Origin of the sequence: Salinibacter pepae, from assembly GCF_947077775.1 — a bacterium.
Taxonomy (GTDB): domain Bacteria; phylum Bacteroidota; class Rhodothermia; order Rhodothermales; family Salinibacteraceae; genus Salinibacter; species Salinibacter pepae.
Genome location: NZ_CAMTTE010000001.1, coordinates 3283937 through 3310188 on the forward strand (window position 1 = coordinate 3283937; position 26252 = coordinate 3310188).

Consider the following 26252-nt stretch of genomic DNA (forward strand, 5'->3'; position numbering starts at 1 on the left):
TCCTCTAACTTGGGGGATTTCTCCAAAAAGAAAGATAGAAGGGGCGGATGCATGCTCTTCTCCCCAGACTGCCGCGCCGTCTTTGGCTCGCTTGCGAGTGCGAGGGGCACGTCATACGTTCTATATACCCAGCGCAACTTGTCTTTTTCGAACCGTCCTCTGTTCCGCATGCGGACTGTCCTTCTCCTCCTGAGCCTCGCGGGACTGTGCCTCTGCGCGCCCGCTCAGGCTCAAGACCGGCCTCACGTCTTCCGAAACGCCACCCTCTACCCGATTCACGACGAGCCCATCGAGCAGGGGGTCCTGGTGGTGGAGGACGGCACGATTCAGGCCGTCGGGCCGGTCGGATCGGTCGACGTGCCCGCGAACGCGGTGGAGCACGACGTGGCGGGGAAGGAGATCATGCCCGGCCTCGTGGACACGCACTCCCACATCGGGGAGGTGGGCGGCGGGGATGGGTCCGCAGCAATGCACCCGGACGCCCGCACGATCGATGCCATCAACGTGCGCCACCCGTCGTTGCACCGGGCCCGCGCCGGCGGCATCACGACCGTCCAGCTGATCTCGGGCTCTGGCCTCCTGATGAGCGGCCAGACCACCTACCTCAAGTTGCGTGAGGGGGGCACGGTGTCCGAACTGTCGGCCTGTGAGGAGAAACCGGTTGGGGACTGCGGCGGCATGAAGATGGCCAACGGCACGAACCCCCAACGGGCGAGCGGGGCCTTCCCCGGCACCCGGGCTCGGGCCGCGGCCATGGCCCGCGAGCAGTTCGTGGCGGCGCAGGAATACCGGCGCAAGAAAAAACAGGCCGACGATCCGTCGGAGGCGCCGGACCGCAACCTCCGCATGGAGGGCCTGATCGACGTGCTGGAGGGGCGGCGGACGGTGCACTTCCACACGCACCGGCACGACGACATTCTCACCGCGATCCGGCTGAGCGAGGAGTTCGGCTTCGACCTCGTGCTGCACCACGTCAGTGAAGGATGGAAGGTGGCCGACGAGATTGCGGAGGCCGACGTCCCGGCCTCCATCATCGTGCTCGACTCGCCGGGTGGCAAGCACGAGGCCGACGAACTGGTCTACCGCACGGGGCGGGTGCTCGAGGAGGCGGGCGTAGACGTGGCCTACCACACCGACGACCCCATCACCGACTCCCGGCTGTTCTTGCGGTCCCCGGCCATCGGGGTGCGGGCGGGCATGCCCCGAGACGCGGCGCTCGAATCGGTGACCCTGGCGGGGGCGCGCATGCTCGGCATGGAGGACGAGGTGGGATCACTGGAGGAAGGCAAAGACGCCGACTTCATCGTGCTGTCCGGCGACCCGCTCAGCGTGTACACCAAGATCGAACAGACCTGGGTGGAGGGCACGCCGGTCTTCGACCGATCCGATCCCGAGGACCGCGAGTTTGCTACCGGTGGGTACCGGGTCTACGACGGGGCGGCCCAGCACGTCCATGAGTAACGCCTGCCTCGCCCGCTGCCTCTTGTCTGTCTGCTTCCGTCTCTCAACTGAGCGTTCTGCCATGTCGACGTCGCGTCTTCGCCCCCGCCGCCTATCCATTCTGCTCGCCGCGCTCCTGCTGTGGGGCGGCCTGCCCACGGCCTCCGCCCAGCCGCAGCGGGCCGTGCGGGCGGATACCCTGTACACCATGACCGGCGACCCCATCGAGGAGGGGGTCGTGCTCATCGAGAACGACACGATTGCGGCCGTCGGGCCCGCGCCGGAGGTCGACGTGCCGGCGTCCGCCGAGGTGCACGAGGCGTCCGTCGCCACCCCGGGCCTGATCGACCCGCGGGGCACGGTGGGCCTGTCGGGCATCTACAACGTGCCCGCCGATCAGGACCAGCTTGACACCTCGGAGCCCATGCAGCCTGCGCTCCGGGCCCTCGACGCGTACAACCCGCGGGAGCAGCTCGTGTCCTTCGTCCAGCAGCTGGGCTTTACCACCGTCCACACCGGCCACGCGCCGGGCGCCCTCATCAGCGGGCAGACGGCCACGTTCTCGACCGCCGGCACGACGGTCGAGGCCTCCCTGCGCGATTCGATCACCACGGTCGCCTTCACGCTGGGGCCCGACGCGCAGGCCCGCTTCGAGCAGCCCGGGACCCGGGCCAAGGGGGTCGCGATGCTCCGACAGGCCCTGCTCGACGCGCAGGCCGCGATGGACGGGGGCGAATCGGAGGGAGATCTGGGGCAGGCCGTTCTGCAGGATGTGCTGCGCGGCGAGGTGCCGGCCCTCATTACGGCCCACCGGGCCCACGACATCCAGACGGCCCTGCGCCTGCAGGAGGAGTTCGGCTTTGACCTGATTCTGGACGGGGCAGCGGAGGCGTACCTGATGCCCGAAGAGATCGCGGAGGCCAACGTCCCCGTCATTCTGCACCCGACCATGGCCCGCCCCTCGGGCACCACGCAGAACGCCGCCTTCACCACGGCGGGCGTCCTGCACGACGCGGGCGTCCCCGTGGCCATCCAGACCGGCTGGGAGCCCTACGTGCCCAAGACCCGCATTGCGCTCTACGAGGCGGCCATCGCGATGGCGCACGGCCTGCCCCGTGAGGCGGCCCTGGCCAGCATCACCCGCGAGGCGGCCGAGATCCTCGGGCTGGAATCCGTTGGGACCCTGGCCCCGGGACAGCGCGCCGACCTGGCGCTCTTCGACGGCGACCCGTTCGAGTACACCACGCACGTCTGCACCGTCCTGAGTGGGGGAGAGGTGGTGAGCGACGAGTGCAAGTAGGCGGGGGCAAGTAGGCCGGGGGCACGCGGGGGGACAGGGGCCTCACTCGGCCGACCGCGTCACGATGTTCGTCGCGTCGACCCAGGAGACCGGGGTTGGCACCTCGCCCTTCCGCACGATCGCCCCGAGGACATCGTCCGTCGCCGAGAAGGGCCGAACCGACCACTCATCTGCAGGGGCGGAAGAGGGGGCGCTGGAATCGGGCGCGTCGCGGAGGGCCACAACTGTGGAGCCGTCGGCGATGCTCTCGACGGTCGTCGGCGCACGACGCAGGCCCTCGCCGGTCGCTTTGAGAAACGCCTCCTTGCACGTCCACAGGTGCAGGAGGGCCGCCTCTCGGCAAGAGGCGGGCCGGGATCGCCACCGGTCCCGCTCCGAGGCGGTAAGGACCCGTTCTGCGAGCGACGGGGCGTCGACCGTTCGGGTGTGGGGCTCCACGTCGATTCCTACAGGCTGATGCCGGCTAAAGGCCACGACGACCACGGGGCCGGTGTGGCCGATGTTGAAGTGGAGGCGGGGGCCATCGGCCGGCGGGTCCTGCAGTCTGGGCTTGCCGTGAGGGCCCTCCGCGATTGCGAGCGAGGCGGGCGTGCAGTTCTGCCAGCGGGACAGGACGAGGCGGACGAGGGCGCGGCCGGCGAGGTGGCGGTGCCGGTCGGCCGCGAACGCGTAGCGACGGGCCCGGTCGTGCTCGGACGGAACGGTGAGCGGGCGCAGCACCACCTCCGGATCGCCGCCGAGGGCATTCATGCGAAGTCGCCAGACGCTAACTGGGTGCCCCGCCGGCCACGACGACGTCCATGTGGGGGCGGGCAGGTGCATGTCGGGGCGCCGTGCTAGCAGGTGGAATGAAAGAGGCCCGCGACGGCCTCGTCGGCGGCCTGCAGCTCGTTGTACCGGTCCACGGCCGAGTCGGTCGGAAGCACGTGGGGGGCCACGCCCGCGTCGTCGAGCCGATCGAGGGTCTTTGGCTGCACCTGGAGCCGCTCGTTCATGCCGCGGGACAAGACCACGACCGAGGCCCCGTGCTCCAGCAGTTCCTCCACGTCGGCCGGTTGAATGCCCGGCGTGTGGGACGTGCCGGTCTCGTTCCAGTCCCACACGCGCGCCCCGCCCGGATACAACTTGGCGTCCTTGAACGACCGGGTGCCGTCGTCGGATGCGAATTCGACCTCAAGGCGGCCCCACGACACGTGCGTGATGCGCGGCGACGAATCGAGGTCTGGCATGGCGACAAAAGGGCGCGTGACGGAAGCGACGTGTGACATATCCTCCAACGAGGAGGGCATTTCCAAAACGCCACTCTGGGGGGGCAGGTTCAGGCCCGACTACGTCACGATCGTGCAGGTGCCCGTCTCGTACGCCTCCCGCAGGGCCTCTGTGGCGGCGGTCCGGAGTGCCTCGGGGGTCTCGTCGGTCCACAGGGCCACGCCGACGCTCGCGCCGCCTTCGAGTTGTCCCTGCTCCTGCGCCATCGCCGCCTCGAAGTCTGTGATCCACGGCTCGATGGTGTCGGGCCCGGCTCGGAAGAAAACGCCGTACGTGAGCTCACCGAACCGTTCGACCCGCTGACTGGGGGCTTTCTGTTCCAGGCGGGCCTCAAACAGGCGCTCGGCGGAGGCGACGGCCTCCTCGCCCTGGCGGGCGATGGATTCGGCCCGGTTGAGGTGAACGAGGGCCAGAGCGAGCGGCTCCGACGATGAGCGGGCGGTCTCCATCTCCTCCGCGATGAGTTCGCGGCGGGGACGGGGCGACGCCTCCGGGTCCTCGTCCGCCTCGAGGTCTGCCTCCGGTGTGCCGTTTGCATTCGGGGCCAGCAAATCGGCGTCCTCAACCTCGTGTGGCCCTTCGGGGGAAGAGGCTTGCTCCGGCCCGTCGGGCGACCGGTCCGTGTCGAGCAGGAGGGCCACCGTGTCGGCGAAGTGGGACAGCACAGTGCGCGCCCGAGACGCCCCGAGGTCGACATCCGAGGAAGCGTCCGCCACGAGAAACGTCGTGGAGGACGAATCCGGCTGGGCGGCGGGGGCGAGGGCCAGGTGGTCTACCGTCGGCGGATCGTCGTAGTAGCCCAGGTCTTCGACTGCCACCTCAGCCCCGGTGAGGGACCGGTAGGTCACCGATTCCCGCGACATTGTGGCGGTCAGAAGGGGCGTCTGGGTGTCGAACGAGCCGCCCTTCCGAACCGACGGGTGCCGGCTGGCGAGGGCCTTAATCCGGTAGGTCAGCGCCACGTCTTCCTGGACGAGAAGACCGACCGTTCGGGCGTCCAGGGCTGCGCGCGCGGCCTCAAGCAGAGGCGCGAACACGGAATCCGCCTCCTCGTCCGTGTCTTCCGGGGCCGGTGGGGCCGCGGCGGGCGAGGGCTGAGGCGTGTCGACGGACGCCGGAGGGGGGGCGGAGGAGGCGTCCGATTCAGCAGGGGCGGCCGTGTTGGGGGGCGTCCGGGGACCGCTGTGCTCGGCCGCCTCGTCCGGGGAGGGCTCCGACGCGTCGGGCCCCGCCCCCTTCGGCTGGATGTCCATGATTCCGAGGTCGTCGAGCGATGGGTCCTCGGCGTCGGGCGCAGGGCTGGGGCGCTCCGGGGCCGCCTGGCCCTGCCCGAACGCGGTCCAGAGCCACCAGCCCAATCCCCCGAGGCCGCCGACGAGGATCAGGCCCGTCGCGACGTAGAGCCACGGACGGCCGAACAGGACGGCAAGTCCGACGACGAGGACGGCCAAGAGCACGAGCAGGAAACGGACCATTCGGGGGGGCGGAACTCCCTGTGCGAGTGAAAAGTGATGGGGAATAGAAGGTATCTCGACCCACCGGTAATGTCAACAGAATGAATCCCGATTCGCACTACGCGCTGGCAGGGCGTGCCTCCAGCGAGCCGTTCGTCGGGATGGTGTCGACGTCGGGGGGCAGGTCGACCGGCGGGAGCCGGAACGGGAGATCGCGGCCCTCGGGCACCGGATTCGGCTCGGCCCAGAGCGTCCCGTCGTAGCTCTCCATGAGCACGTGGTCGCCGGCTCGGCCCTTCACGTAGCTGCGGTTGAGGGGCACTTTGCCGTGGGGCGTGTCGAGGACGTAGTCTGGAATCGCAAACCCGGACGTTCGGCCCCGGAGTTGTCGCATGATGTGCATGCCCACCTCGATGGGCGTACGCAGGTGGCCGGTGCCGCCGATAATTTGTGCCTGGTAGAGGTAGTAGGGGCGCACCCGCATGCGGACGAGCCCTTCGTTGAGGGCTTTCATCGTGTCGGGGTCGTCGTTCACGCCCCGCAGGAGCACCGTCTGGTTGCCCACGGGGATTCCGGCGTCCTTGAGGCGGCCAATGGCCGCGGCGGCATCGTCGGTGAGCTCGTTCGGATGGTTGAAGTGGGTGTTGATCCAGAGCGGGTGGTACTCGGCCAGAAGGGCGCAGAGATCGTCGGTAATCCGGTACGGAAGCTTCACCGGCATGCGGGAGCCAAAGCGGATGAGCTCCACGTGGTCGATCGCCCGCAGCCTGCTGAGAAGCCACTCCAGGTTGGCCTCGTTGAAGGTGAGCGGGTCGCCGCCCGTGAGCAGCACGTCGCGAATCTCGTCGTGGGCGGCGATGTAGTCGATCGCCGCCTGGTGCTCGTCGGTGCGCATGAAGTACTCGGCATCCCCCACCATCCGCTTGCGCAGGCAGTAGCGGCAATAGATGGCACACTCGGCGGTGACGCAGAAGGCCACCCGGTCCTCGTAGTTGTGAATCAGGTTTTTGACCGGCTCGTGCCCGGTCTCGTCGAGGGGGTCGAGCTCGTCGACAATGTCGGGCCCGAACTCGTCCATCGTGGGCACGGCCTGGCGCCGCACCGGGCACGACGGGTCGTCGGGGGCCATCAGGTGGGCGTAGTACGGGGTCACGTTCCACCGAAACGCGTCCCCGGCCCGCTCGATGGCCGCGCGCTCGTCGTCCGTCGGGCGAATCCACTTCCGAAGCGCCTCGGCACTGTGGATGCGGTTTTGCATCTGCCAGCGCCAGTCGGTCCACCGTGGATGGTCGGGGCCGGGCCGCGAATTGGAGGGTGCCATCGGGGGGCGTGTGTTCGTGGTGGGGAGCACTCTGCAGGGGGCTTACACGGGATGCACAGACGGAACGTTGCGCCTGTGGGGCAGAGGGAGGGCGCGCGTAGGGTCAGGCGGAACTACTCAAGTCCGAGTCGCCGCAGCCCCCGTCCGAACACCTCGGCGAGGTAGTCGACGTAGTCACGGCCCATGAGCTCGGCGACGATCGCGAAGGTGTCGTCGGGCTTAAACGTCGGCAGCGGGTTGATTTCGAGAAACCAGGGGGTTCCGTCGCCGTCGACCCGGAAGTCCGCGCGGGCGAAGTCGCGGCAGTCGAGCGTGTCGAACGCGCGCAGGGCCAAGGTCTGCAGACGGTCTTCGAGGGCGGGGGCGAGCGTGCCCCGCAATTCGTATTCCCACTCCTCATCCGCGGTGGGGGCGCCGCGGTGCTCCAGGGCGTGCAGGCCGATGCCGGTGGTCGGTTCTACGCCGCGCTGGAGAACGGGCAGCGCCTCGGGCGGGTCGTGCCCCACGACGGCCACCGTAAACTCGCCGCCGCCCGCCACGAAGGGCTCCGCGACGGCGTCCTGGTCGTACGTCGTCGTGATGCGGTCCACCGCACGCCGCAGGGCCGCAACGGCCTCGACCTTGCTGTCGGGCGTGATCCCCTTCGACGTCCCCTCGTAGCGTGGCTTCACGAACAGGGGAAAGGCACCCGGAAGGGCGTCTGCGTCGACGGCTTCGGACGCACCATAGACCCGATGTGGCGGAGTGGGGATGTCCGCGGCCGCGACGAGGGTTTTCGTCCAGGCCTTGTCCAGCGTCACCGAGAGGGTGAGCGCGTCGGAGCCGAGGCAGGGAACGCCGGCCATCTCCAGCAGAATCGGGACGTAGGCCTCCCGGTTTCGGCTGTGGGCCCCCTCCGTGATGTTGATCGCGGCGTCGAGCGACAGTCCCTCCCCGAGCCGGTTGCGCAGGTCGGCCGCGGTCCCGACGCGGACGGGGGTGTGCCCGAGGTGCTCCACGGCGGCCGCGAGGGTGTCGACCGTCTCTTTGGGCTCGTACTCGGCGTCGGCGTCCGGCGGGTCGTCGTCGGCCCACGAATAGGCGTCGAAGGTGTCGTAGAGGAGGCCGATGCGCATGGGGGCGGACGGTATTCGAGCGTGTCGTTGGTTCCAGGCCGTCCTGCCGGGCGTGGGGACAGCGGTTCTGGTACTGTGTGTTGCGTATTTCGTATTGCGTATTTCGTACTGCACCTCTTCGGCTGCATCCACCCGAAAGGCCGGGGCGAAGGACAGTCCACCGCGTGTCTCGTTACGCAATACGCACTACGCAATACGCACTACGCAATGCGTTTCCGAACTTCACCGCCTCCCCAACAAATCCAGAGTTGCGTCGTTCGCTCCGCGTCTCGACTCTGCGGAGGCAAAACTCCAGACCGATGCCCCAGAAGGTGCTGATTGTACGCACGGGGCCCGACGGCCACGCCGATGGCCACGAGGGGCTCGACGAACTCAACCTTGAGCTGGAACGGGGATGGCGCGTGCACACCGTGAGTCCGATGGGTGGGGCCGGTGACGCGGGGGAGGCGCCGTGCCACGCGGCGCTCTTGGTCCTGGAGCAACGGGGCGAGGGACCCACGGTGGCGGTGGAAGCCCTGGAGCGTGCCGAGTCCGAGGCCCAGTCGGTCGTCGAGGAGATCATGCGGGACACGGGAAAGGTCATCGAGGGCAACGGTGCCGATCCGCCCAACGAGCCTCATTCGTGACGCGGAAGGGCCCGCGGCAATCAACCGACCGCTCCCGACGGCGAACGTCATCGGGTTCAGTCTTCGAGAGCCCGAAGTTCTTTTGCATCGAGTACGAGGGAGGATTCCTGCCAAAAGCCCACGTCCCCGATGCCGGTCCACGTGTCGATGCCCACCTTGACCTCGGTCACCGCTCCGAAATCCCCGTAGAAACGCTCCAAAATCTGGGCAATCCTTGTTGCTTCCCGCCGCGACACACCCGAGGTCGCCGTGTCGTCCATCACCGAAAGGGTGTCGACAGTGCTGCCTGCGAACGTGATTTCGACGTGGCGCCCGTCCGAGTACTGGAGGACATCCACCCTGGGGTGCTCGCCCCGCGGAGGAATCAGTCGTTGAATCTCGTCTTCCTCTGTGGCGAGGCGGTACCCGGCCTGTCCGTCGACGCAGGCGCCAAAGGCAAGAACGAGAACGAGCCCAAAGACGAGTCGCACGTCGTTCATGGGAGAGGCCGTAACCCGATGGCAGGAGACCGACCGCGCTGCTTCTTTCGGACGCGTAAAACCACGACGCATGCATGAGTGGTTCCATTCCGGAAGCGCCAGTCCGCCTCCGGTCGGGCAAGTTGGCGTCCCTGGTGCACAGTTGCTTACTTGGGCCTGGATTTGCTTCTGGATTAACCTGCCTAATGTCCATGCCCGACGCCGCCGAGCCCGACGCCTCGATCACTGACGTGCAGGAATCCGGATCTGTTGCGCCCGAGTCCGACGAGAACCCTGATGAAGGGACGCCGTGGTGGCGGCGCTGGCTGGTGGCGGCGCTGGTGCTGGGGGGGCTCGGGGCGGCAGTCTACGTGGCCGGCGACATTCCCAAGACCAACGGCCACTACGGCTTCTGGTCGGTCCTGCCGCCGCTCATCGCCATCGTGCTGGCCTTCTGGCTGCAGGAGGTGGTGAGCGCCCTCTTCATCGGCATCGCGGCGGGCGGCATCATTGCGGGACAGGTCAACATCATCGACGCCTTTCTGCTCCCCGCGATTGGCACGGAGGACTTTGCGCTGATCCTGCTGGTCTACCTGTGGGCGTTGGGGGGGCTCATCGGGCTCTGGACCCGGACGGGCGGAGCGATTCGGTTTGCGGAATGGGCGGGGGAGAAAATGGTGACCGGGCCCAAGACCGCCAAGTTTTTTACCTGGCTGATGGGGCTTCTCTTCCACCAGGGCGGCACCATTTCGACGGTCCTCACCGGGGCGACGGCCCGCCCGATCGGGGATCAGCACGACGTGTCGCACGAGGAACTGTCGTACGTGGTCGACTCGACGGCGTCCCCCGCCGCCACCCTTATTCCGTTCAACGTGTGGCCGATCTACGTGGGGGGGCTGGTGGCGGGCACCATTCCGCTCATCGAGACGTCGCAGGAGGGCATTGCGTTTTTCTTCTCGTCGATCTGGGCCAACTTCTACGCGCTCTTTGCGGTCGCCCTGACGCTTCTCTTTGCGTGGGAGGTGCTGCCGTGGGTGCCGAGCAAAAAGATGCGCGACGCCACCGAGCGGGCCCGCACGACCGGCAAGCTGGACCGGGACGAGGCCACGCCCCTCACCTCGCGGGAGCTGACAGAGATGAACGTGCCGGACGACTACACGCCCGGTCTCGTCGATTTCGTTGGGCCCATCGGGACGTTGCTGGCGGTCGCCATCCTGCCGTACCTGTACACCTATTTTTACCTTGGCAATACCGAGGACCCCACCCTCCTCATCGCCGAGGCGTTCGTGCTGGCGGTGCTGGCGGGGCTGGGCCTGGCGCTGTTCAAGGGAATGGAGTTTCAGGAGGCAATTGACGGGTTCATCGACGGCTGCAAGGGGGTCACCATCGGGGCCATCATCCTCGCGCTGGCGGTGTCGCTGAAGGAGGTGGCCGACGCCATGGGCACCGCCGAGTACGTGGTGGCCAGCGTCGGTGAGGCGATCCCGCCCGCCGTGCTCCCGGGCCTACTGGTGGTCCTTTGTCTCATCATCGCCTTCTCCACCGGCACGTCGTGGGGCACCTACGCGGTCGTCTTCCCGGTGGCCCTGCCGCTGGCGTGGAGCGTCTCGCAGGACCCGCTCTTTATCACGCTCTGCTTCGGGGCGGTCGTGGGGGGGAGCGTCTACGGGGACCAGTGCTCGCCCATCTCGGACACCACGGTCCTCTCGTCGCTGGCGACGGGGGCGGACCTGATGGACCACGTGAACACGCAGCTTCCCCTCGCGTCGGTCGCCGGCGGGCTGGCCATCGTCCTCTACACGGTCTTGGTTGTGCTCCTTGTGTAGGCTTGTGCCGGCGACGCGGACGCGAGGGGCGACCGGTTAGGCGGCGCGGGCCTCCGCCTGCGCGACGTGCCGGAGGACGTTGGGGACACTGTCGGGGGTGACGGAGATGGAGTCGATGCCAGCCTCAACCAGGAACTCCGCAAACTCGGGATAGTCGCTGGGGGCCTGCCCGCAGATGCCCACCGGGCGCCCGGCGGCGTGGGCCTCCTCGATCAGCTCCGCAATCCGCCGTTTCACCGCCGCGTTGCGCTCGTCGAACAGGTGGGTGAGGCGCTCCGCGTCCCGGCCCACGCCCAGCGTGAGCTGGGTCAGGTCGTTCGTGCCGATGGAGAAGCCGTCGAACCGCTCCGCAAACGTGTCGGCCAGGGCGATGTTGGCCGGGATTTCGGCCATTACGTACACCTCCAGCCCATTCGTGCCGCGCTTCAGGCCGTGGTCGGCCATCACGTCGAGCACCCGGTCCGCCTCGTCGGGCGTGCGGCAGAAGGGCACCATGGCCACCACGTTCGTGAAGCCCATCTCGTCGCGAACGCGCTTCAGGGCCCGGCACTCCAGCGCAAAGCCCTTCTCGTACGCGTCGCTGTAGTAGCGAGAGGCGCCGCGCCAGCCGAGCATCGGGTTTGCCTCCTCGGGCTCAAACCCGCGCCCGCCGATGAGGTCGGCGTACTCGTTGGTCTTGAAGTCGCTGAGGCGGACGATGACCGGGTGGGGGTGCTGGGCGGCGGCAATCGTGGCGATGCCCCGCGAAAGGTGGTCGACGAAATACTCCGCCTTGTCGGCGTACGCCTGGGTCAGCTTCTCGATGCGACGCTGGGCGGTTTTGTCCTCCACCTCGTCGAACGCCACCAGCGCCAGCGGGTGGACCTTGATGATGTTGTTGATGACGTATTCCATGCGGGCGAGGCCGACCCCCTCCACCGGCAGCTTCCACCAATCGAGCGCCGCGGACGGGCTCGCCAGGTTCAGCATCACTCGGGTGTCGGGGGCCGGAAGCGCGTCGAGGTCGATCTCCTCGCTCTCGTAGTCGAGCTGGCCCTCGTAGACCTGCCCGGCGTCGCTGTGGGCACACGACAGGGTTACCGTCTGGTCGTCGCGGAGCGCCTCCGTCGCGGTTTCGGAGCCGATGACGGCCGGAATGCCGAGCTCCCGGCTCACGATTGCAGCGTGAGACGTGCGCCCTCCCCGGTTCGTGACCACACCGCCGGCCCGCTCCAGGATGGGGCCCCAGTCGGGATCCGTCATCTCGGTGACGAGGATGTCCCCGTCCTCGAACCGCTCGGCCTCGTCGACGCTGTCGAGCACGCGGGTCGTCCCCGACACGATGGACTTCCCGATGCCGACGCCCATAACCAACGGCGATGCCTCCTCCGTCAACCGGTACGTGCGGAGCGTGCCTGCGGCCTGCTGGGACTGCACCGTCTCGGGCCGGGCCTGCACCACGAACAGGTCGCCACTGTCCCGGTCGCGGGCCCACTCCACGTCCATCGGGCGGTCGTAGTGCTCCTCGATGATTCTTCCCCACCGGGTCAGTGCGAGGATTTCCTCGTCGGACAGCACGAAGCCGGACTGCTCGTCGTCGGTGGTCGGCATCGTGGTCGTGCCGCCCTCGCCCGTGGAGACGATCTTCTGGGCCTGGTCGCCCTGGGTCTTCTCCAGGATGGGAGAGAGGGTCTCGTCCTTCACGAAGGGGGTGTAGACGGTGTACTGGTCCGGATTCACGATGCCCTTCACGACACTCTCGCCAAGCCCGTACGCCGCGTTGATGACGCTCGTGTCGGGGAAGCCCGTCTCGGTGTCGATCGTGAAGAGGACGCCCGACTTGTCCGCCCGCACCATCTTCTGGATGCCCACCGACAGGGCGACGTCGAGGTGGTCGAAGCCCTGCTTCTCGCGGTAGCCCAGGGCACGGTCGGTGAAGAGGGAGGCAAAGCATCGCTTGCAGGCCGTGAGGACGGCGGTGACCCCACGCACGTCCAGGTAGCTCTCCTGCTGGCCCGCGAAGCTGGCGTCGGGCAGGTCCTCGGCCGTTGCGCTACTCCGCACGGCCACGTCTGCGGCGTCGGCGCCGTAGGCGGCGCTGAGGGACCGGTAGCCCTCCCGAATTTCCTCCGCCACGTCCTCCGGGAAGGCCCCCTGCCGGATTCGTGTGCGAATGGTCGTGCCCGTCTCGTTTAGGGACTGCTCCCCTGCGTCCCAGGCTTCGAGCTCCGCCCGAATGTGCTCCGTGAGGTCGTTCGCCTCCAAAAAGCGTCGGTAGGTGTCGGCGGTCGTTGCAAACCCGTCGGGTACGCGAATGCCGGAGTCCTTCAGGGCCCCGATCATTTCGCCGAGGGAGGCATTCTTTCCACCAACCAAAGAGAGGTCTTCGTTGTCGAGCGTCTCGAACCAACGAATCGCGGAGGTTGTCCTGGAGGGCGTCGTGGCGTTGGGCATAGGGGATGGGGGAACTGCTGACGAAAGGAATGAGGAGGACCGGTGTCCAGAAGACGCATTGTGCGTCGGTTCTAAACAACCCGCCTTGTATGCACCAGACTTGTAAAAACAATATGACCGCTGCGTCCCGGTTTTGAAAGCGCTTCCAGCACGCGTGACAGGATCGTCGAGTTGATTATCATTCGACAAACTGTCCGCCGCTTTTGGACGGTGGCCTTTTCGGGCCGGAGGGGGGCGCGTGCAGTGTGAAGCGTCCTCGGTTGGGGCCTCTCCCCGACGAGACCCTCCGAAGGACTGTTTGCCGCACGACGACATGGGGCGGGCCCCGGCAGCAAGGGGGGGCGCCCCCGAAGATCACAGATGAATTGGGGGGAGATTTCCGCCAAACTTACAAACTGTTGGCCGGCGCCCCGGTAGCATCAACCGATCAGTAGCGTTTTCCACCGGGCTGTCGCGCACGCACTCCGGACTTCCGGTCGCGTGGGGCATATTTCGTCGCGGTCTGGGATCTCTTGGATCTGTCTACCACAAACCAACGCCATCAAGCCACATGGACCACAAAGAAGGACACTACAAGGTACGCGACTTGGGCCTGGCCGACGAGGGCCGCAAGCGCATTGAATGGGCCGAGAGCCGGATGCCCGTGCTCATGGAGCTCCGTGACGAATTTGCCGACGAGAAGCCCTTCGAGGGCTACAAGATCAGCGGCTGCCTGCACGTCACGAAAGAGACCGCGGTGCTTGTCGAGACCCTGCAGGCCTGCGGCGCCGAGGTGGCCTGGAGCGGCTGCAACCCGCTCTCGACGCAGGACGACATCGCCGCCGCCCTCGCCAACGGCGGCACCGAAATCTACGCGTGGCACGGGCTCGACACCGAGGACTTTTACTGGTGCATCGAGCGGACGATCGACACGCCGCCGCACCTCACGCTCGACGACGGCGCGGACCTTATCTTTACCGTCCACTCCGACCACCCGGAGATGGCCGACCACATCATCGGCGGCTCCGAGGAGACCACAACGGGGGTGCACCGGCTCCGGGCGATGGACAACGACGGGGAGCTGCAGTATCCGGTGTATGCCGTCAACGACGCGGAGACGAAGTGGGACTTCGACAACGTGTACGGCACCGGCCAGTCGACGATCGACGGCATCCTGCGCGCGACCAGCACCATGATCGCGGGCAAGAACTTCGTGATCGCGGGCTACGGCCACTGCGGGCGGGGCGTGGCGACCCGTGCCAAGGGCATGGGCGCCAACACGATCGTGACGGAGGTCAAGCCGGCGAAGGCGCTGAAGGCGACCCTCGACGGCCATCAGGTGATGAGCATGGACGAGGCCGCCGAAAAGGGCGACATCTTCGTCACGGCCACCGGCATGAAGGACGTGATTCGGGGCCGTCACTTCCTGAAGATGAAGGAGGGGGCGATCGTCGCCAACACCGGCCACTACGACGTGGAGCTCAACCTGGAGGAGCTCGCCGAACTCTCCACCGACGCCCGTGAGGTCCGCACGAACAACCGCGAGTACACGATGGAGAACGGCAAGCGCGTGTACGTGCTCGGCGACGGCCGCCTGGTGAACCTGGCCGCGGCGGAGGGCCACCCGAGCGAGGTCATGGACATGAGCTTCGCCAACCAGTTCCGCGCCCACCTCGACCTCGTCCAGCGCCACGAGTCCGACGCGATGTTGGAGGACAAGGTGTACGACATCCCGCAGGACATGGACGACGAGATTGCGGAGGTGAAGCTGCGCACGATGGGCATCCAGATTGATGCCCTCTCCGACGAGCAGGAGCACTACGCCACGGACTACTCCGCCGGGACGTAACCCACGGCCCCTAAGCACGTGCGACCGCTCCCGGTCGCGGATGCCTGCGCCGCTTCGCCCCGACGTTGTTCGGGGCGGAGCGGCTTTTTTATTGGTCGCCTCACTGGTGTCCCCAAGTCCTGTGGGGGGCAAAACTAACCGCCGCCCGCCGGTAAATGGGACGAACCAGACGTGTCTCTTGAGAACTGTGCCGCGTTGTCGTGTTTTGACGGCACGACTCCGCCTCGGGGGCCCGATTCCGGGAGGGGCCCGTGCGCTGCTTGAGGCCGTACGGTCCACGGAAGCGTCGAAACTCCTCGTCGATGCCCAAAACATGACGGCCCACGACAAGGGGGACCAGAGGTGGCTCGGGAACGAATGGATGCCCAAGGTATCGAGTCCGGGATCGGGCACTCCGTCACGGTCCACGAGGTGAATCCATTCGCGGAGACCGAGATGAGAGGCCTTCCTGTCCCGGCTCGACGGACACGACGTTCCGTCAGTCATGCCCTCCGACATGGAAAAAGCCCGAGCGTGGATCGCGGACAAGTATCGTCTGCGGGGAGACGCCCCCTGGTTTGCGTCCCGCAGAAAGGCAGCCGCCAACGAACGGCACCGCCGATGGCGGAGCGGGAGCGCCGGACGTTCCGCTACGGGCAGGATCACGTGATATCGGAGTGAGGTGTGCGTGTCGTGAGTGGGCGGACACCTCGTAAGTGGGCGGGCACCATAGGGCCAGGGCCGGGCTGCGGTGTGACGGCGGTGCGGATTGACGCGCTTGCGGGGTCATGTCGGTCATTTGTGAAAGAGAGGCGTGATAAGGGACGGGAGGACGAAAAGCCATTTCTTTTTCGACGGGCATGGGTTTAATTCAAGAACGCGTTGCGGCCGTATGCGCTGCGGCCGCTGTGGCTCTGCGAATCCGTCTCTACCGCGATACCCATGACTGAGCTGCGATACCTGCCCGACAGCGACGATGTCACCACCTTCACCGCCGCCGTCACGGACGCGACCGACGACTACATCGTCCTCGACGGCACTTATTTCTATCCGGAGGGCGGCGGCCAACCCGCCGACCACGGCACGCTGCGCTGGGACGAAGGCGCGGCCGACGTGACCGACGTGCAGAAGGAGCACGGGGCGGTGCGCCACTACATCGACGACCGGACGGGGACGCTGCCGGCGGAGGGCGATGAGGTGACGGGACAGGTGGACGAGGCGCGCCGCGGGACGCTGCGCCGCATGCACACGGCGCAGCACGTCCTGTCGAAGGTCGTGCTGGATGTGTTTGGGGCCCAGACGGCCGGCAATCAGATCCACACGGACCGCTCGCGCATCGACTTCGAGCCCGCCGACTTCTCCGAGGAGGACGTGGCGGTGATCGAGGAGCGGACCAACACGGCCATCGAGCAGGACCTGCCAGTCGAGAAACAGGAGATGGCCCGTGCCCGGGCGGAGGAGCAAACCCCGGAGGGCCGCGGGCTGCTCGACCTCATCCCCGACCACGTGGACCCGCTGCGGATGGTACGGATTGGTGACCTCGACCTCTGCCCGTGCGGCGGCACCCACGTGGACCGCACCCGCGACATTGGGCGGATCCGCATCACCAACCGCACGTCGAAGGGCGCGGAGGTGGATCGGATCGAATTTGAGCTGGAGGACTGATCGGTTCCCCGGTCCTTCGCGCCTCCCGTTGATCGCCCGTTGTCTTCTGGACGACCGCCGGCCTCCATGTCCGTTACCGCCCACGCCCCGGGGAGCGTCACGCCGATCTTCGTGCCGCGCGACGGCCGGTCGTCGCTCGGCATCAGCTTTGCCACGGCCGACGGCGTGACGGCGACCGTTGAGTCGGCCCGCGAGACGCTCGTCTACCTGGACGGCCGCCCCGCGCAGGTAGCGCCGGTGAGTGGGGTCCTCGACCGGCTCGGCGTCACGGCGACGGTTCGCCTCGAGACCGACGTGCCGATTGGCTGCGGCTTCGGGGCCAGCGGGGCGGCCACGCTCGCCACGGCGCTGGCCGCCAACGAGCGGTTCGACCTGGGTCACGACCGTGACGCCCTGGCGGAGATGGCGCATCGGGCCGAGGTGGCGGCGGGTACGGGCCTCGGAGACGTCTTCATCCAGGAACGGGGCGGGCTCGTGTGGGACGTGGGGGACGGCCTGACGCACGCTACGCGCAGCACGCGGATCGAGTACCAGAGCTTTGGGGGCATCACGACCGCCGCGGTGCTGGGGGACGAGGGCACCCTGGGGCAGGTGACCGCCGCGGGCCGGGCCGCCCTGTTGGGCATCGATCCCGACGGGCCGATCGCAGACCTGCTCGAAGCGTCTTGGGAGTTTGCCCAGGCGACCGGCCTTGCCACCGACCGTGTGGCGGAGGCCGTCGCGTCGGTGCGGGCGGCGGGCGGCACGGCCACGATGGCGATGATCGGAGAAACGGTCGTCGCGGCCGGGGCCGAGGGCGGGCTCGACCACGACACGCACATCACGCCGGAGGGCGCGGCCCTTGCATAGTCGACACCACCCTCACGCATCTACTCCACCATGCGAGTTTTGACGGCTCAACGCGCGTCCTTGGCCCCCGCAATTGTCCTCGCCCTGCTCGTCGCGGCGGGGCTCTCGGGGTGTGGTACGGGGCAGGGGCCAGACGAGACGGAAATCCTGTGGGACACCTGGGGGGTGCCGCACGTGTACGGTTCGAACACCGACTCGCTGATGTACGCCTTCGGCTGGGCGCAGATGCGGGCCCACGGAGATCGCGTGCTTCGCCTGTACGGGGAGGCCCGAGGGCGGGCCGCTGAGTACTGGGGCGCAGAGCATCTCGCGTCGGACCGGCGGGTGCGCACCCTGGAGCTTCCGGAGCACGCGCGGCGGTGGGCCGGAAACCAAGACATGCCGTTCGGGGGCTACGTGGAGGCGTTCGTGGCCGGCATGAACGCGTACGCCGAGGCGCACCCGGACCGCATTTCCGAGTCCCGAACGGCCGTCCTGCCCGTGACGCCGAAAGATGTGTTTGCCCACACCCTGCGGACGGTCCACGCGACCTTCGTGGCCGGGCGGGACCTGCGGCAGGCCCAGCGCTGGCGGCGCGCCGGCTCCAACGCGTGGGCCGTGGGGCCGTCCCGGAGCGCAAGCGGCAATGCGATGCTCCTCACGAACCCACACTTGTCCTGGGGCGACCGGTTCACGTGGTTTGAGGCGCAGCTCACGGGGCCGGACATTGACGCGTACGGGGCGGCCCTCCTCGGCATGCCGTTTCCGGCCGTCGCGTTCAACGATCACCTCGGGTGGACGCACACCGTGAACCCCATTGACGCCTCGGACCTCTACCGCCTCCCGCTTGCCGGGGACGGGTACCGGTGGAACGGAGGGGAGCGCCCCTTCAACACGGACACCAAGGTGCTGAAGGTAAAGCAGCCCGACGGCTCCCTTCGGGCCGATACGCTAACGGTGCGCCGGTCGGTACACGGGCCGGTGGTGGGGCAGCGGGACGGCGCGGCGCTGGCCCTGCGCATTGCGGGCCTCACCCAGTCGAAGCTGTTCGAGCAGTACTGGCGCATGCTCCGGGCCACCAATCTGTCGCAGTTTGAGGCCGCCCTCCGTCGGCAGCAGATGCCGATGTTCAACACCGTCTACGCCGACGAAGACGGGCACATCCTGTACCACTTCGGTGGGCGGGTGCCCAAGCGCGACCGTGGGGGGTGGTCGTACTGGCAGGGTGTGGTGCCGGGCGACACGTCGGCCACGCTGTGGAACGCCGTCCACGACTACGAGGAGCTCCCCCGGGTGGTGGATCCCCCGAGCGGATGGGTGCAGAACGCCAACGAGCCGCCGTTTACGTCCACGCTGCCGTCGCGCGTAGACTCCGCCGAGGTGCCCGGCTACATGACGCCGCGCGCCCCCGCACGGCCGGCGTACATGTTCCGCCCCCAGCGCTCGATCGAGATGCTTGCGGGGGATTCCTCGATCACCTTTGCCGAGCTGCAGGCCTACAAGAACGACACCCGGATGCTTGCCGCCGACCGGCTCCTCGACGACCTGCTTCCGGCGGCGCGGGCCTCAGACCGCGAACGGGCCCGGCGTGCCGCGGACGTGCTCGCCGAGTGGGACCGGACCGCCGACGCGGCGAGTCAGGGGAGCGTGCTCTTTGCCCGCTGGCTGCGCGCGACGGTCGGCGGGGCGGAGGCCCCGTTTGCCACCCCGTACCGGCCCAGCGCCCCCCGCACGACGCCGGACGGGCTGGCCGATCCGGCGGCGGCCGTCCAGGCCCTCGCGGCGGCCGCCCGGACCGTCGAGGACCGTCACGATTCGCTCGATGTGCCGTGGGGGGCTGTGCACCGGCTGGTGGGCCCGGAGGGGTCGCATCCGGCGTCGGGGGGAGATGGGCTTTTTGGCCTCTTCCGGGTTCTCCGATTTGACGAGATGGAGGGGGGGCGGCGGCGTGCCACGTTTGGGGACTCCTACGTCGCCCTCACCGAGTTCACCGAGGACGGCCCACCACGGGCGAAGGCGGTGCTGCCCTACGGCAATGCGTCCCAGCCCGGCTCGCCGCACCGGGGCGATCAGCTCCAGCTGTACGCCGAGAAGAAGATGCGGCCGATCTGGCTGCGCCGGGATAGCGTACGCGCCCATCTTGAGCGCAGGGTGACGTTCTGAACGTCCCTCCCCGGTGGTTTGAGAAAAAGCGTCAACCGGGCGTGAATTAAAGAGGGAGTCGGGACGATCTGACGGCGCGCTGATACCACTACAAGCATCCCCTACGCATCGGCACCGGAGCACGCTATGTCCCTGGAAGATCGTCTCATCAAACGGCTCGGCCTCGAACCGCTGGACCGCCATATTGCGGGGTGGATGCAGCGCAATGGGCTGTTTGTGCTCCGGGTGGGACTGGCCGCGGTCTTTATCTGGTACGGGATCCTGAAGCCCTTCGGCATGAGTCCCGCCGCGGAGCTGGTGCGTCGGACGGTGTACTTCGTCCCGCCGGACCTCTTTATCCCCATCCTGGGCTGGTGGGAGGTGGCCATCGGGGTCGGCCTCCTGTACCGCCCCCTCAACCGGACCGCCATTTTCCTGCTGTTCCTGCAGATGCCGGGCACGCTCCTTCCGCTCGTGCTGCTGCCCGAGGTCTGCTTTACACACATCCCCTGGGGACTGACCCTGGAGGGCCAGTACATCGTGAAGAACGCCGTCTTGATCGGCGCGGCGCTCGTGGTGGGGGGCACCGTCCGGGAGCGTGCGGGGGAGCGGGAACGGGCGTGACGCGAGAAGGAGCGGCACGGCCCTACGGGCCCCGTGGCTACACGTCCCACGTCAGGATGTCTTCCTCGGACTTCTCCTCGTCCTCCCACTCCTCGGCGTCGTCCAGGGGGCCGGTCTTCTCGGTCACGTTGTAGCCCAGCTCGCGCCACTGGTTGGACAGGTACTCGTTCCACTGGATGTAGTGTTCGTACTCCTCCGGCAGCTGGTCGTCCGGATAGATGGCCTCCACGGGACACACCGGCACGCACGCGTTGCAGTCGATGCACTCGTCCGGCTGAATGGCGAGGAAATTGGGGCCCTCGTAAAAGCAGTCGACCGGGCAGACTTCCACGCAGTCGGTGTACTTGCAGTTGATGCAGGGCTCGGTGACGACGTAAGGCATACAGAAGGGAAAGGCCAGTAAGAGCGCGCGGATACAGCGGACGCCAAATTGCTACAGTGTGGTAGATCAGTTGGGGAGAGCGGTTCCGAGTGCGCCCGCCCGGGCCGGACGTTTCCGCAGACGTCACGGCCCCGTTGAGTCTTGTCCGTGTCGGCCGCCATTCGTCCCGTGCCCGGCGGGACGGGTCCTCGTTGGTTGCGATTGAGCTATTCCTGATCGAAGAGGTCCTGATCGGCGGCTGGGGAGGAGCGGTCGAAGTGGTCGTACGCCCGCTGGAGGGCGACGCGCCCCTGCGGCGTGCGCTCCATGAAGCCCTCCTGGATGAGATAGGGCTCGTAGACCTCTTCGAGCGTGCCGGACTCTTCGCCGACGGACACGGCCAGGTTCTTGAGGCCGGTGGGCCCGCCGTCGAAGTTGTCGATGAGGGTGAGGAGGATGCGTGTGTCCATGTCGTCGAGGCCCTCCTCGTCCACATCGAGGGCATTGAGGGCACGGTCGGCGATGGCCTTCGTAATCTCGCCGTCGCCCTCCACCTCCGCAAAGTCGCGGGTGCGGCGCAGCAGGCGGTTGGCGACGCGAGGGGTCCCGCGGCTGCGACGCGCAATCTCGTAGGCCCCGTCGGGGGTGGTCTCCACGTCGAGAATGCGGGCGGACCGTTGCGTGATCTCCTGGAGGAGGTCTGCGGTGTAGTAGTCGTAGCGGAAGTCGATCCCGAAGCGGGCCCGGAGGGGGGCGGTCAGGAGGCCCTTGCGCGTCGTCGCGCCCACCATCGTAAACGGGGGCAGGTCGATCTGTACCGTGCGGGCGTTCGGGCCCTGGTCGATGACGATGTCGATGCGGTAGTCCTCCATCGCCGAGTACAGGTACTCCTCCACGACGGAGCTCAACCGGTGGATCTCGTCGATGAACAGGAGGTCCCCCTCCTCCAGGTTCGTGAGCACACCCGCGATGTCGGCCGGCTTTTCGAGGACCGGGCCGCTGGAGGTGCGGATGCGGGCGCCCATCTCATTGGCGATGATGTGCGCGAGGGTTGTATTGTGGTTGTAGAAGCCGTTGGCGACGAACGAGTGCGTGCCGGGAACGACGAAATCGTACGTCTCGGCTTCCGATTCCTCCACCTCAGCTACAGGATCCCAAAATACATCAGGGCGCGTCAGGGCCTGAAGGGTCTCATACTCCGGTTCATCTTGAACGGTGTCTGGCAGCAGTGAGAGGCGCCGCTGGATCTTCTGCCGCGTCGGGGTTCGGTCCTTTTGTTTGACATGCTCGAAGGCCCGATGAACAGATCGCGAGTGGGGCGTGGTCTTCTCCAAGAGGGCGTGCATGAGATCGTTTGCGTGTGGCACGAGCTCGCTCCGCGACCACCCGCGGCTCCTCTCCGATAGTTCGTCGACCCGGTCCTGCTTGCGCTTCAGGCGGAACCCGACAGTATCGTAGAATTGGAGCGCATCCCGACTTCCAATGAACAACTGCCAGAAGGGGGTGCCGGCCCGCATCTTCTCGGATCGGTACGCGACAATGCCAAGGTTGGCCAGGAGAAGCTGGATCTGTCGACTAAGCGCCTCCGAACGTGTCCCCCACTCGACGCCGTCCGACCGAGCGTGTCCATCGGCGTCGAAGAGGCCCTGTAGAAATCCGATCACAACCTCGCGGGGGCTTCGGAGGACCCCAGAGGGAACTTCCTTTTCGTGGGCTCCTGCTCCTTCGAGGCCGAGGGACCGCAGCGCTTTTCCTTTATTCTGGCTGAGCCGGACGCGAGCCGAGCGGTTCTCGTACGTTTCTACGCGGGGTGTTTGCTGAAAATGGGTTTGAATAATGTCCTGCAACGTCCTCTGGAGCGCCGTTTCGTCGCAGGTGATGACAATGCCCGAAGACGCGTCGCCGCCCTCGAAATGCCCGTCCCCGGTGATTACGCCCATCAGGTAGGCGAGGTCGGTGTCTAAAACGAGTGGCTGCTCCCGTGACTGCCCGGGGGCGGTGACGAATGACTCGGGGTGATCCGTCGTGCTGATGGTCCGCCCATCGGTAAATGGGAGATCCAATCGGTGAGCCGTGTTTTCCGCCGCACACGAGTCCGTGATGCCTCGCAGGTCGCAGTACGCAGACCGCAGTTCAACGACAGCTGGAGAGCGCCCCAAAGCCTCAGAAAGTTCAGTGTGAATGTGCTTGACGAATCGCTCCGTCCGGCGGCGACGGTCACACGAGGCATCGGGAATCCAGGTCGTTTCTTGCCGCTTAGATCCCCACATCTCCATCCCGGACCCGATGGCGACGTGATCCTCAGTGGTGAGGTCATCAAGTTTCTTCCACTCGGGGCCGTCCGAGGATGCGACGAGAACGGGGTGATGGAGCGTTCCTTCAAGAACGAATCCGGAGCGTGTTTCCACCCGTCGCGTGGGAGTGTGGCCGCTCGAATACACATGAGAAGTCGATTCGGGACCCTCCAGGCCGTAAACGGTCGTCTCCTGAGGCTGAGTCGTGTCGGGCGAAAGATCGTCCGGGAGCACGTCGTCGAAGCGAAGGAGCCCCTCATCGGTAAAGACAAGACTATCGTGCGTGATGCACTTCCCGAGGCCCGGCGGCCCCGAGAGCAGCACGTGATCGAGCGTTTCGCCCCGCTGGAGCGCCGCTTTCATAAATACGCTCAGGTTCTCCTTAATCTTCTCCTGGCCGGCAAACTCATCGAGGGACTGTGGGCGCAGGAGCTTTTCGACGTCGTTGTCCGAGCGGTCGGCCTCGGCCTTAAGGGCGTCGGAGCGCGATGTGCTCATGGGCGGAAAGGGGGAGACAAGGGAGTGAAGAAGAGGGACCTACCGGACGGCTGTTGGGAGGAGAGGGTTTCATGTGTGCCCATTGTGTCCGAGGGCGTCTGGGCGAAGAAGGGACGAGGGGGAACGCCCGTCGCAAACTTCTGCCGGTCGTCTCAGTAGAAAGAGTCCGAACAATCGGAATGAATTTTGCTACGACGTATAGCCGAAAGCGAAAGGAGGCGCCCTGCGCCCGCGCACCCTCCAGCCCGCGCACCCTCCAGACGGCACTTCACGTTCGTCACACCAGGCCGGCCTCGCCCACAGACGTATGAGCAGCAACGTCCTCGAGCTCAAGCAAGAGCAAGACCTTCAGCAGAAGCTCTCGCCGCAGCAGATTCAGTACATCAAGCTGCTGCAACTGGATACCTTTGACCTGGAGCGGCGCATCGAAGAGGAGCTTGAAGAGAATCCCCTGCTCGAGGAGGGGCTCGGCGAAGAGGAGCAGCGGGAGGAGGACGAGATCGACGCCACGGCCGAAGAGATGGAAAACGAACTGGAGACGGAAGACGACGAGGAGAACTTTGACGTGGAGGACCTCCTCAACAATACCGACGACATGTACGGCTACAACGCCAGCCCGGGCTATCAGGGCGACGACGAAGACCGCGATCGCCCGATGCCGGCGGATCAGTCGCTGCCCGAGCAGCTCCAGGGACAGATCTCGTTCCTGAACCTCGACGAGACCGACGAGATCATCGCCGATCAGATTATCGGGTCGATCGATGAAGACGGATACCTGAAGCGAGAAATCAACTCGATCCTGGACGACATTCTGTTCAACCACGGCATCGAGATTGAGGAGGAGGACGTGCAGAAGGTGCTGCGGCAGGTGCAGTCGCTTGAACCGGCCGGCATCGCCGCCCGGGACCTGCAAGAGTGCCTGCTTTTGCAGCTCCGGCGCATGCCCGACGACGTGGACGGGCGCGACACGGCCATCGCCATGCTGGAGGACGAGTACGAGGCGTTCACGAAGAAGCACTTCGACAAGCTTCAGACGCGGCTCGACGTCGACGAGCGGGGGCTCAAGACGGCCTTTGACCTCATTCGACAGCGCCTCGACCCGAAGCCGGGCGAGGGCGAGTTCTCGGAAGAGACCAACTACATCACGCCCGATTTCTCGGTGCGGTACGTGGACGGGGAGTTCGTGATCACCCTCAACGGCCGCAATGCCCCGGACCTGCACGTCTCGCGCCACTACCGCAAGATGCTCGAAAAGCTAAAGGCGCAGAAGAAGTCGGACGACGTGGACGAGGTCGACGAGGAGACCGAGGAATTCCTCAAGGACAAGTTCAGCTCGGCGCAGTGGTTTATCGACTCCATCAACCAGCGGCGCCACACGATGTATCTGGTGATGGACGCCATCGTGCAGCTGCAGGAGGACTTCTTCCGGTACGGGGAGGGGCACCTGAAGCCGATGATCCTGAAGGACATCGCCGAGATCATCGACATGGACATCTCCACGGTCAGCCGCGTGGTGAACGGCAAGTACGTGCAGACCGAGTGGGGCGTCTACGAGCTCAAGTACTTCTTCTCGGAAGGGCTGGAGACCGTCGACGGGGAGGAGGTCTCCAACAAGGAAGTGAAGGCCGAGCTCCAGCGGATCGTAGACGCCGAGGACAAGACCGATCCGATGTCCGACCAGAACCTGGCCGACGCCCTCGAAGAGAAGGGCTTCAAGATTGCCCGTCGCACGGTGTCGAAGTACCGGAAACAACTGGGCATCCCCGTCGCACGCCTGCGCCGGGAGATCGTCCTCAGCGAGGAGGCGTCCTCGGAGGGCTGATTCGGGGCCGCAGCCCCTGTGAGGGGCGGGCTGTTCATCCCCCTAGCGGCCGTAGGAGAGCGAGACCGTGAGGCCGGCGACCGCCGCGAACCGGCCGTCCTGAACGAGCGGATCGAGACCCGTGCCCACCAAAAGCCCAGGCTGCACGCGGGCCCCATCGAGCATGACCGACACGACGGCGCGGTGGGTGGTCCGGTCCGGGCTTGAGCTGGAGAGGCGGGGCCGTCCCGCCACGCTCAGCCCCGTCATGAACCGCTCGCCGTTCCACCAGAGCTGGGCGCTGTAGGGAAGCCGCCAGCGGTTCTCCGTCCCGTCCGCGCCGGTGCGCTCGGCCGAGGCGTACGTAAGTCCGGAGCGGAGGCGGAGGGAGGCGCGTCGCCCGAGGGGAAGACGGCCGTTGAGAAGGACGGAGGGCGCGACGGATTCGTCGCGGAACGCCGCGGTGCGCCCCATGTCTGCGCGCTGCCCCGCCTGCAGGGCCTCGTTGGTGGGGGTGGCCGGAATGCGGAGGCCGAGCTCAAGCAGGATTGGCAGAGAGGAACTACTCAGACCGAACCCTACGTACGGGTTGCCCACGGCCGTGGAGGCGGCGGCATCGGTGGCGTAGCGGGCCACCGGCAGCTCGGCCGCCAGCTCCACGTTGTCGTTCAGAGAGCGGGTGGCCGTGAGGAACGCGGCGCCCGACGCCACCGACGCGTCGTCGGCTGGGAGGTCCGGAACGATCGCCTCCAGGGCGATCTGGTTGGGCTGATAGGGGCGAGACCAGATGGTCTGGCCCTGGGCCGGGACGGCGAGTACACTCATCCCGGCGATTGCGGTCAGAAGAACGAAAAGGTCGCGCATGGGAGCGTCGGCGGCGGTGAGGGAAACGAGAAGAGATGGAGGATCCTCCTTGAGGTGAGCGTATCTCTCGACGGGCAGACTGCATCTCTCGTTCGCAGTTCCTACATTATCGTGTGGAATTCAACC

The 26252-nt window shown here is 66.7% G+C and carries 20 protein-coding genes and 1 pseudogene; 10 read left to right on the forward strand and 11 right to left on the reverse strand.

Annotated features, from left to right (window positions below; translation table 11 throughout):
• Positions 1-168: 168 nt before the first annotated feature.
• Positions 169-1461: an amidohydrolase family protein gene (locus OJA40_RS13855; protein ID WP_208427362.1), complete on the forward strand. Its 1293-nt coding sequence runs from the start codon at positions 169-171 to the stop codon at positions 1459-1461.
• 61 nt (positions 1462-1522) lie between these two features.
• Positions 1523-2740 (forward strand): amidohydrolase family protein, encoded by a 1218-nt coding sequence (locus OJA40_RS13860; RefSeq protein WP_263808563.1) that lies wholly within the window; start codon positions 1523-1525, stop codon positions 2738-2740.
• A 42-nt stretch (positions 2741-2782) separates the two neighbouring features.
• On the opposite strand, the gene OJA40_RS13865 is transcribed toward OJA40_RS13860, so the two are convergent.
• The 5 genes from OJA40_RS13865 to OJA40_RS13885 all read right to left on the reverse strand — a co-directional run bounded on the left by OJA40_RS13865 (position 2783) and on the right by OJA40_RS13885 (position 7899).
• The gene (locus OJA40_RS13865; protein ID WP_263810919.1) at positions 2783-3490 is read right to left on the reverse strand and encodes a 4'-phosphopantetheinyl transferase family protein; all 708 of its coding nucleotides are present in this window, start codon (positions 3488-3490) and stop codon (positions 2783-2785) included.
• Between the two features lie 86 nt (positions 3491-3576).
• On the reverse strand, positions 3577-3969 hold the full coding sequence (locus OJA40_RS13870) for an Mth938-like domain-containing protein (RefSeq protein WP_263808561.1): 393 nt from the start codon (positions 3967-3969) through the stop codon (positions 3577-3579).
• 99 nt (positions 3970-4068) lie between these two features.
• Positions 4069-5484 (reverse strand): GGDEF domain-containing protein, encoded by a 1416-nt coding sequence (locus OJA40_RS13875; protein ID WP_263810920.1) that lies wholly within the window; start codon positions 5482-5484, stop codon positions 4069-4071.
• A gap of 97 nt (positions 5485-5581) precedes the next feature.
• Positions 5582-6784, reverse strand: a complete 1203-nt coding sequence (locus tag OJA40_RS13880) for a KamA family radical SAM protein (protein WP_208425942.1) — start codon at positions 6782-6784, stop codon at positions 5582-5584.
• 113 nt (positions 6785-6897) lie between these two features.
• Positions 6898-7899, reverse strand: coding sequence for a D-alanine--D-alanine ligase family protein (locus tag OJA40_RS13885; RefSeq protein WP_208425943.1), 1002 nt, complete (start codon positions 7897-7899; stop codon positions 6898-6900).
• 299 nt (positions 7900-8198) lie between these two features.
• Here OJA40_RS13885 and OJA40_RS13890 point away from each other — a divergent pair, with 299 nt between their 5' ends.
• Entirely contained in the window at positions 8199-8525 is a 327-nt protein-coding gene (locus OJA40_RS13890; RefSeq protein ID WP_208425944.1) for a hypothetical protein, read from the forward strand.
• Positions 8526-8581: 56 nt separating this feature from the next.
• Here the strand turns inward: OJA40_RS13890 and OJA40_RS13895 are convergent, their stop codons facing one another.
• Positions 8582-9004, reverse strand: a complete 423-nt coding sequence (locus OJA40_RS13895) for a hypothetical protein (protein ID WP_208425945.1) — start codon at positions 9002-9004, stop codon at positions 8582-8584.
• Between the two features lie 191 nt (positions 9005-9195).
• Between OJA40_RS13895 and OJA40_RS13900 the strand changes: the two genes are divergently transcribed.
• Entirely contained in the window at positions 9196-10809 is a 1614-nt protein-coding gene (locus OJA40_RS13900; protein ID WP_208425946.1) for a Na+/H+ antiporter NhaC family protein, read from the forward strand.
• A gap of 36 nt (positions 10810-10845) precedes the next feature.
• On the opposite strand, the gene ppsA is transcribed toward OJA40_RS13900, so the two are convergent.
• Positions 10846-13242 carry a phosphoenolpyruvate synthase gene (ppsA, locus tag OJA40_RS13905; protein WP_208425947.1) on the reverse strand — a complete coding sequence of 799 codons (2397 nt, stop codon included), beginning with the start codon at positions 13240-13242 and terminating at the stop codon, positions 10846-10848.
• 550 nt (positions 13243-13792) lie between these two features.
• Between ppsA and OJA40_RS13910 the strand changes: the two genes are divergently transcribed.
• The 5 genes from OJA40_RS13910 (at position 13793) to OJA40_RS13930 (ending at position 20308) form a co-directional block, all read left to right on the forward strand.
• Positions 13793-15070 carry an adenosylhomocysteinase gene (locus tag OJA40_RS13910; RefSeq protein ID WP_208425948.1) on the forward strand — a complete coding sequence of 426 codons (1278 nt, stop codon included), beginning with the start codon at positions 13793-13795 and terminating at the stop codon, positions 15068-15070.
• Between the two features lie 921 nt (positions 15071-15991).
• Positions 15992-16714: an alanyl-tRNA editing protein gene (locus OJA40_RS13915; RefSeq protein WP_208425949.1), complete on the forward strand. Its 723-nt coding sequence runs from the start codon at positions 15992-15994 to the stop codon at positions 16712-16714.
• Positions 16715-16780: 66 nt separating this feature from the next.
• Positions 16781-17563, forward strand: a complete 783-nt coding sequence (locus tag OJA40_RS13920) for a GHMP family kinase ATP-binding protein (protein ID WP_208425950.1) — start codon at positions 16781-16783, stop codon at positions 17561-17563.
• 60 nt (positions 17564-17623) lie between these two features.
• Positions 17624-19705 carry an acylase gene (locus tag OJA40_RS13925; protein ID WP_263810921.1) on the forward strand — a complete coding sequence of 694 codons (2082 nt, stop codon included), beginning with the start codon at positions 17624-17626 and terminating at the stop codon, positions 19703-19705.
• A 126-nt stretch (positions 19706-19831) separates the two neighbouring features.
• Complete coding sequence (locus tag OJA40_RS13930) at positions 19832-20308, forward strand: DoxX family protein (RefSeq protein WP_208425952.1); 477 nt, start codon at positions 19832-19834, stop codon at positions 20306-20308.
• A 37-nt stretch (positions 20309-20345) separates the two neighbouring features.
• Here OJA40_RS13930 and fdxA read toward each other — a convergent pair whose 3' ends face one another.
• The 3 genes and pseudogenes from fdxA to OJA40_RS15635 form a co-directional block, all read right to left on the reverse strand.
• Positions 20346-20690 (reverse strand): ferredoxin FdxA, encoded by a 345-nt coding sequence (gene fdxA, locus OJA40_RS13935; protein WP_011403899.1) that lies wholly within the window; start codon positions 20688-20690, stop codon positions 20346-20348.
• A 206-nt stretch (positions 20691-20896) separates the two neighbouring features.
• Complete coding sequence (gene ruvB, locus OJA40_RS15420) at positions 20897-23197, reverse strand: Holliday junction branch migration DNA helicase RuvB (protein WP_423816505.1); 2301 nt, start codon at positions 23195-23197, stop codon at positions 20897-20899.
• A 57-nt stretch (positions 23198-23254) separates the two neighbouring features.
• Positions 23255-23461, reverse strand: a pseudogene (locus OJA40_RS15635) (Holliday junction branch migration DNA helicase RuvB); the annotation flags it as partial.
• Positions 23462-23768: 307 nt separating this feature from the next.
• Between OJA40_RS15635 and rpoN the strand changes: the two are divergent.
• Positions 23769-25283 carry an RNA polymerase factor sigma-54 gene (gene rpoN / locus OJA40_RS13945; RefSeq protein ID WP_208425953.1) on the forward strand — a complete coding sequence of 505 codons (1515 nt, stop codon included), beginning with the start codon at positions 23769-23771 and terminating at the stop codon, positions 25281-25283.
• A gap of 42 nt (positions 25284-25325) precedes the next feature.
• On the opposite strand, the gene OJA40_RS13950 is transcribed toward rpoN, so the two are convergent.
• Positions 25326-26126 carry a hypothetical protein gene (locus tag OJA40_RS13950; protein ID WP_208425954.1) on the reverse strand — a complete coding sequence of 267 codons (801 nt, stop codon included), beginning with the start codon at positions 26124-26126 and terminating at the stop codon, positions 25326-25328.
• Positions 26127-26252 lie beyond the last annotated feature (126 nt).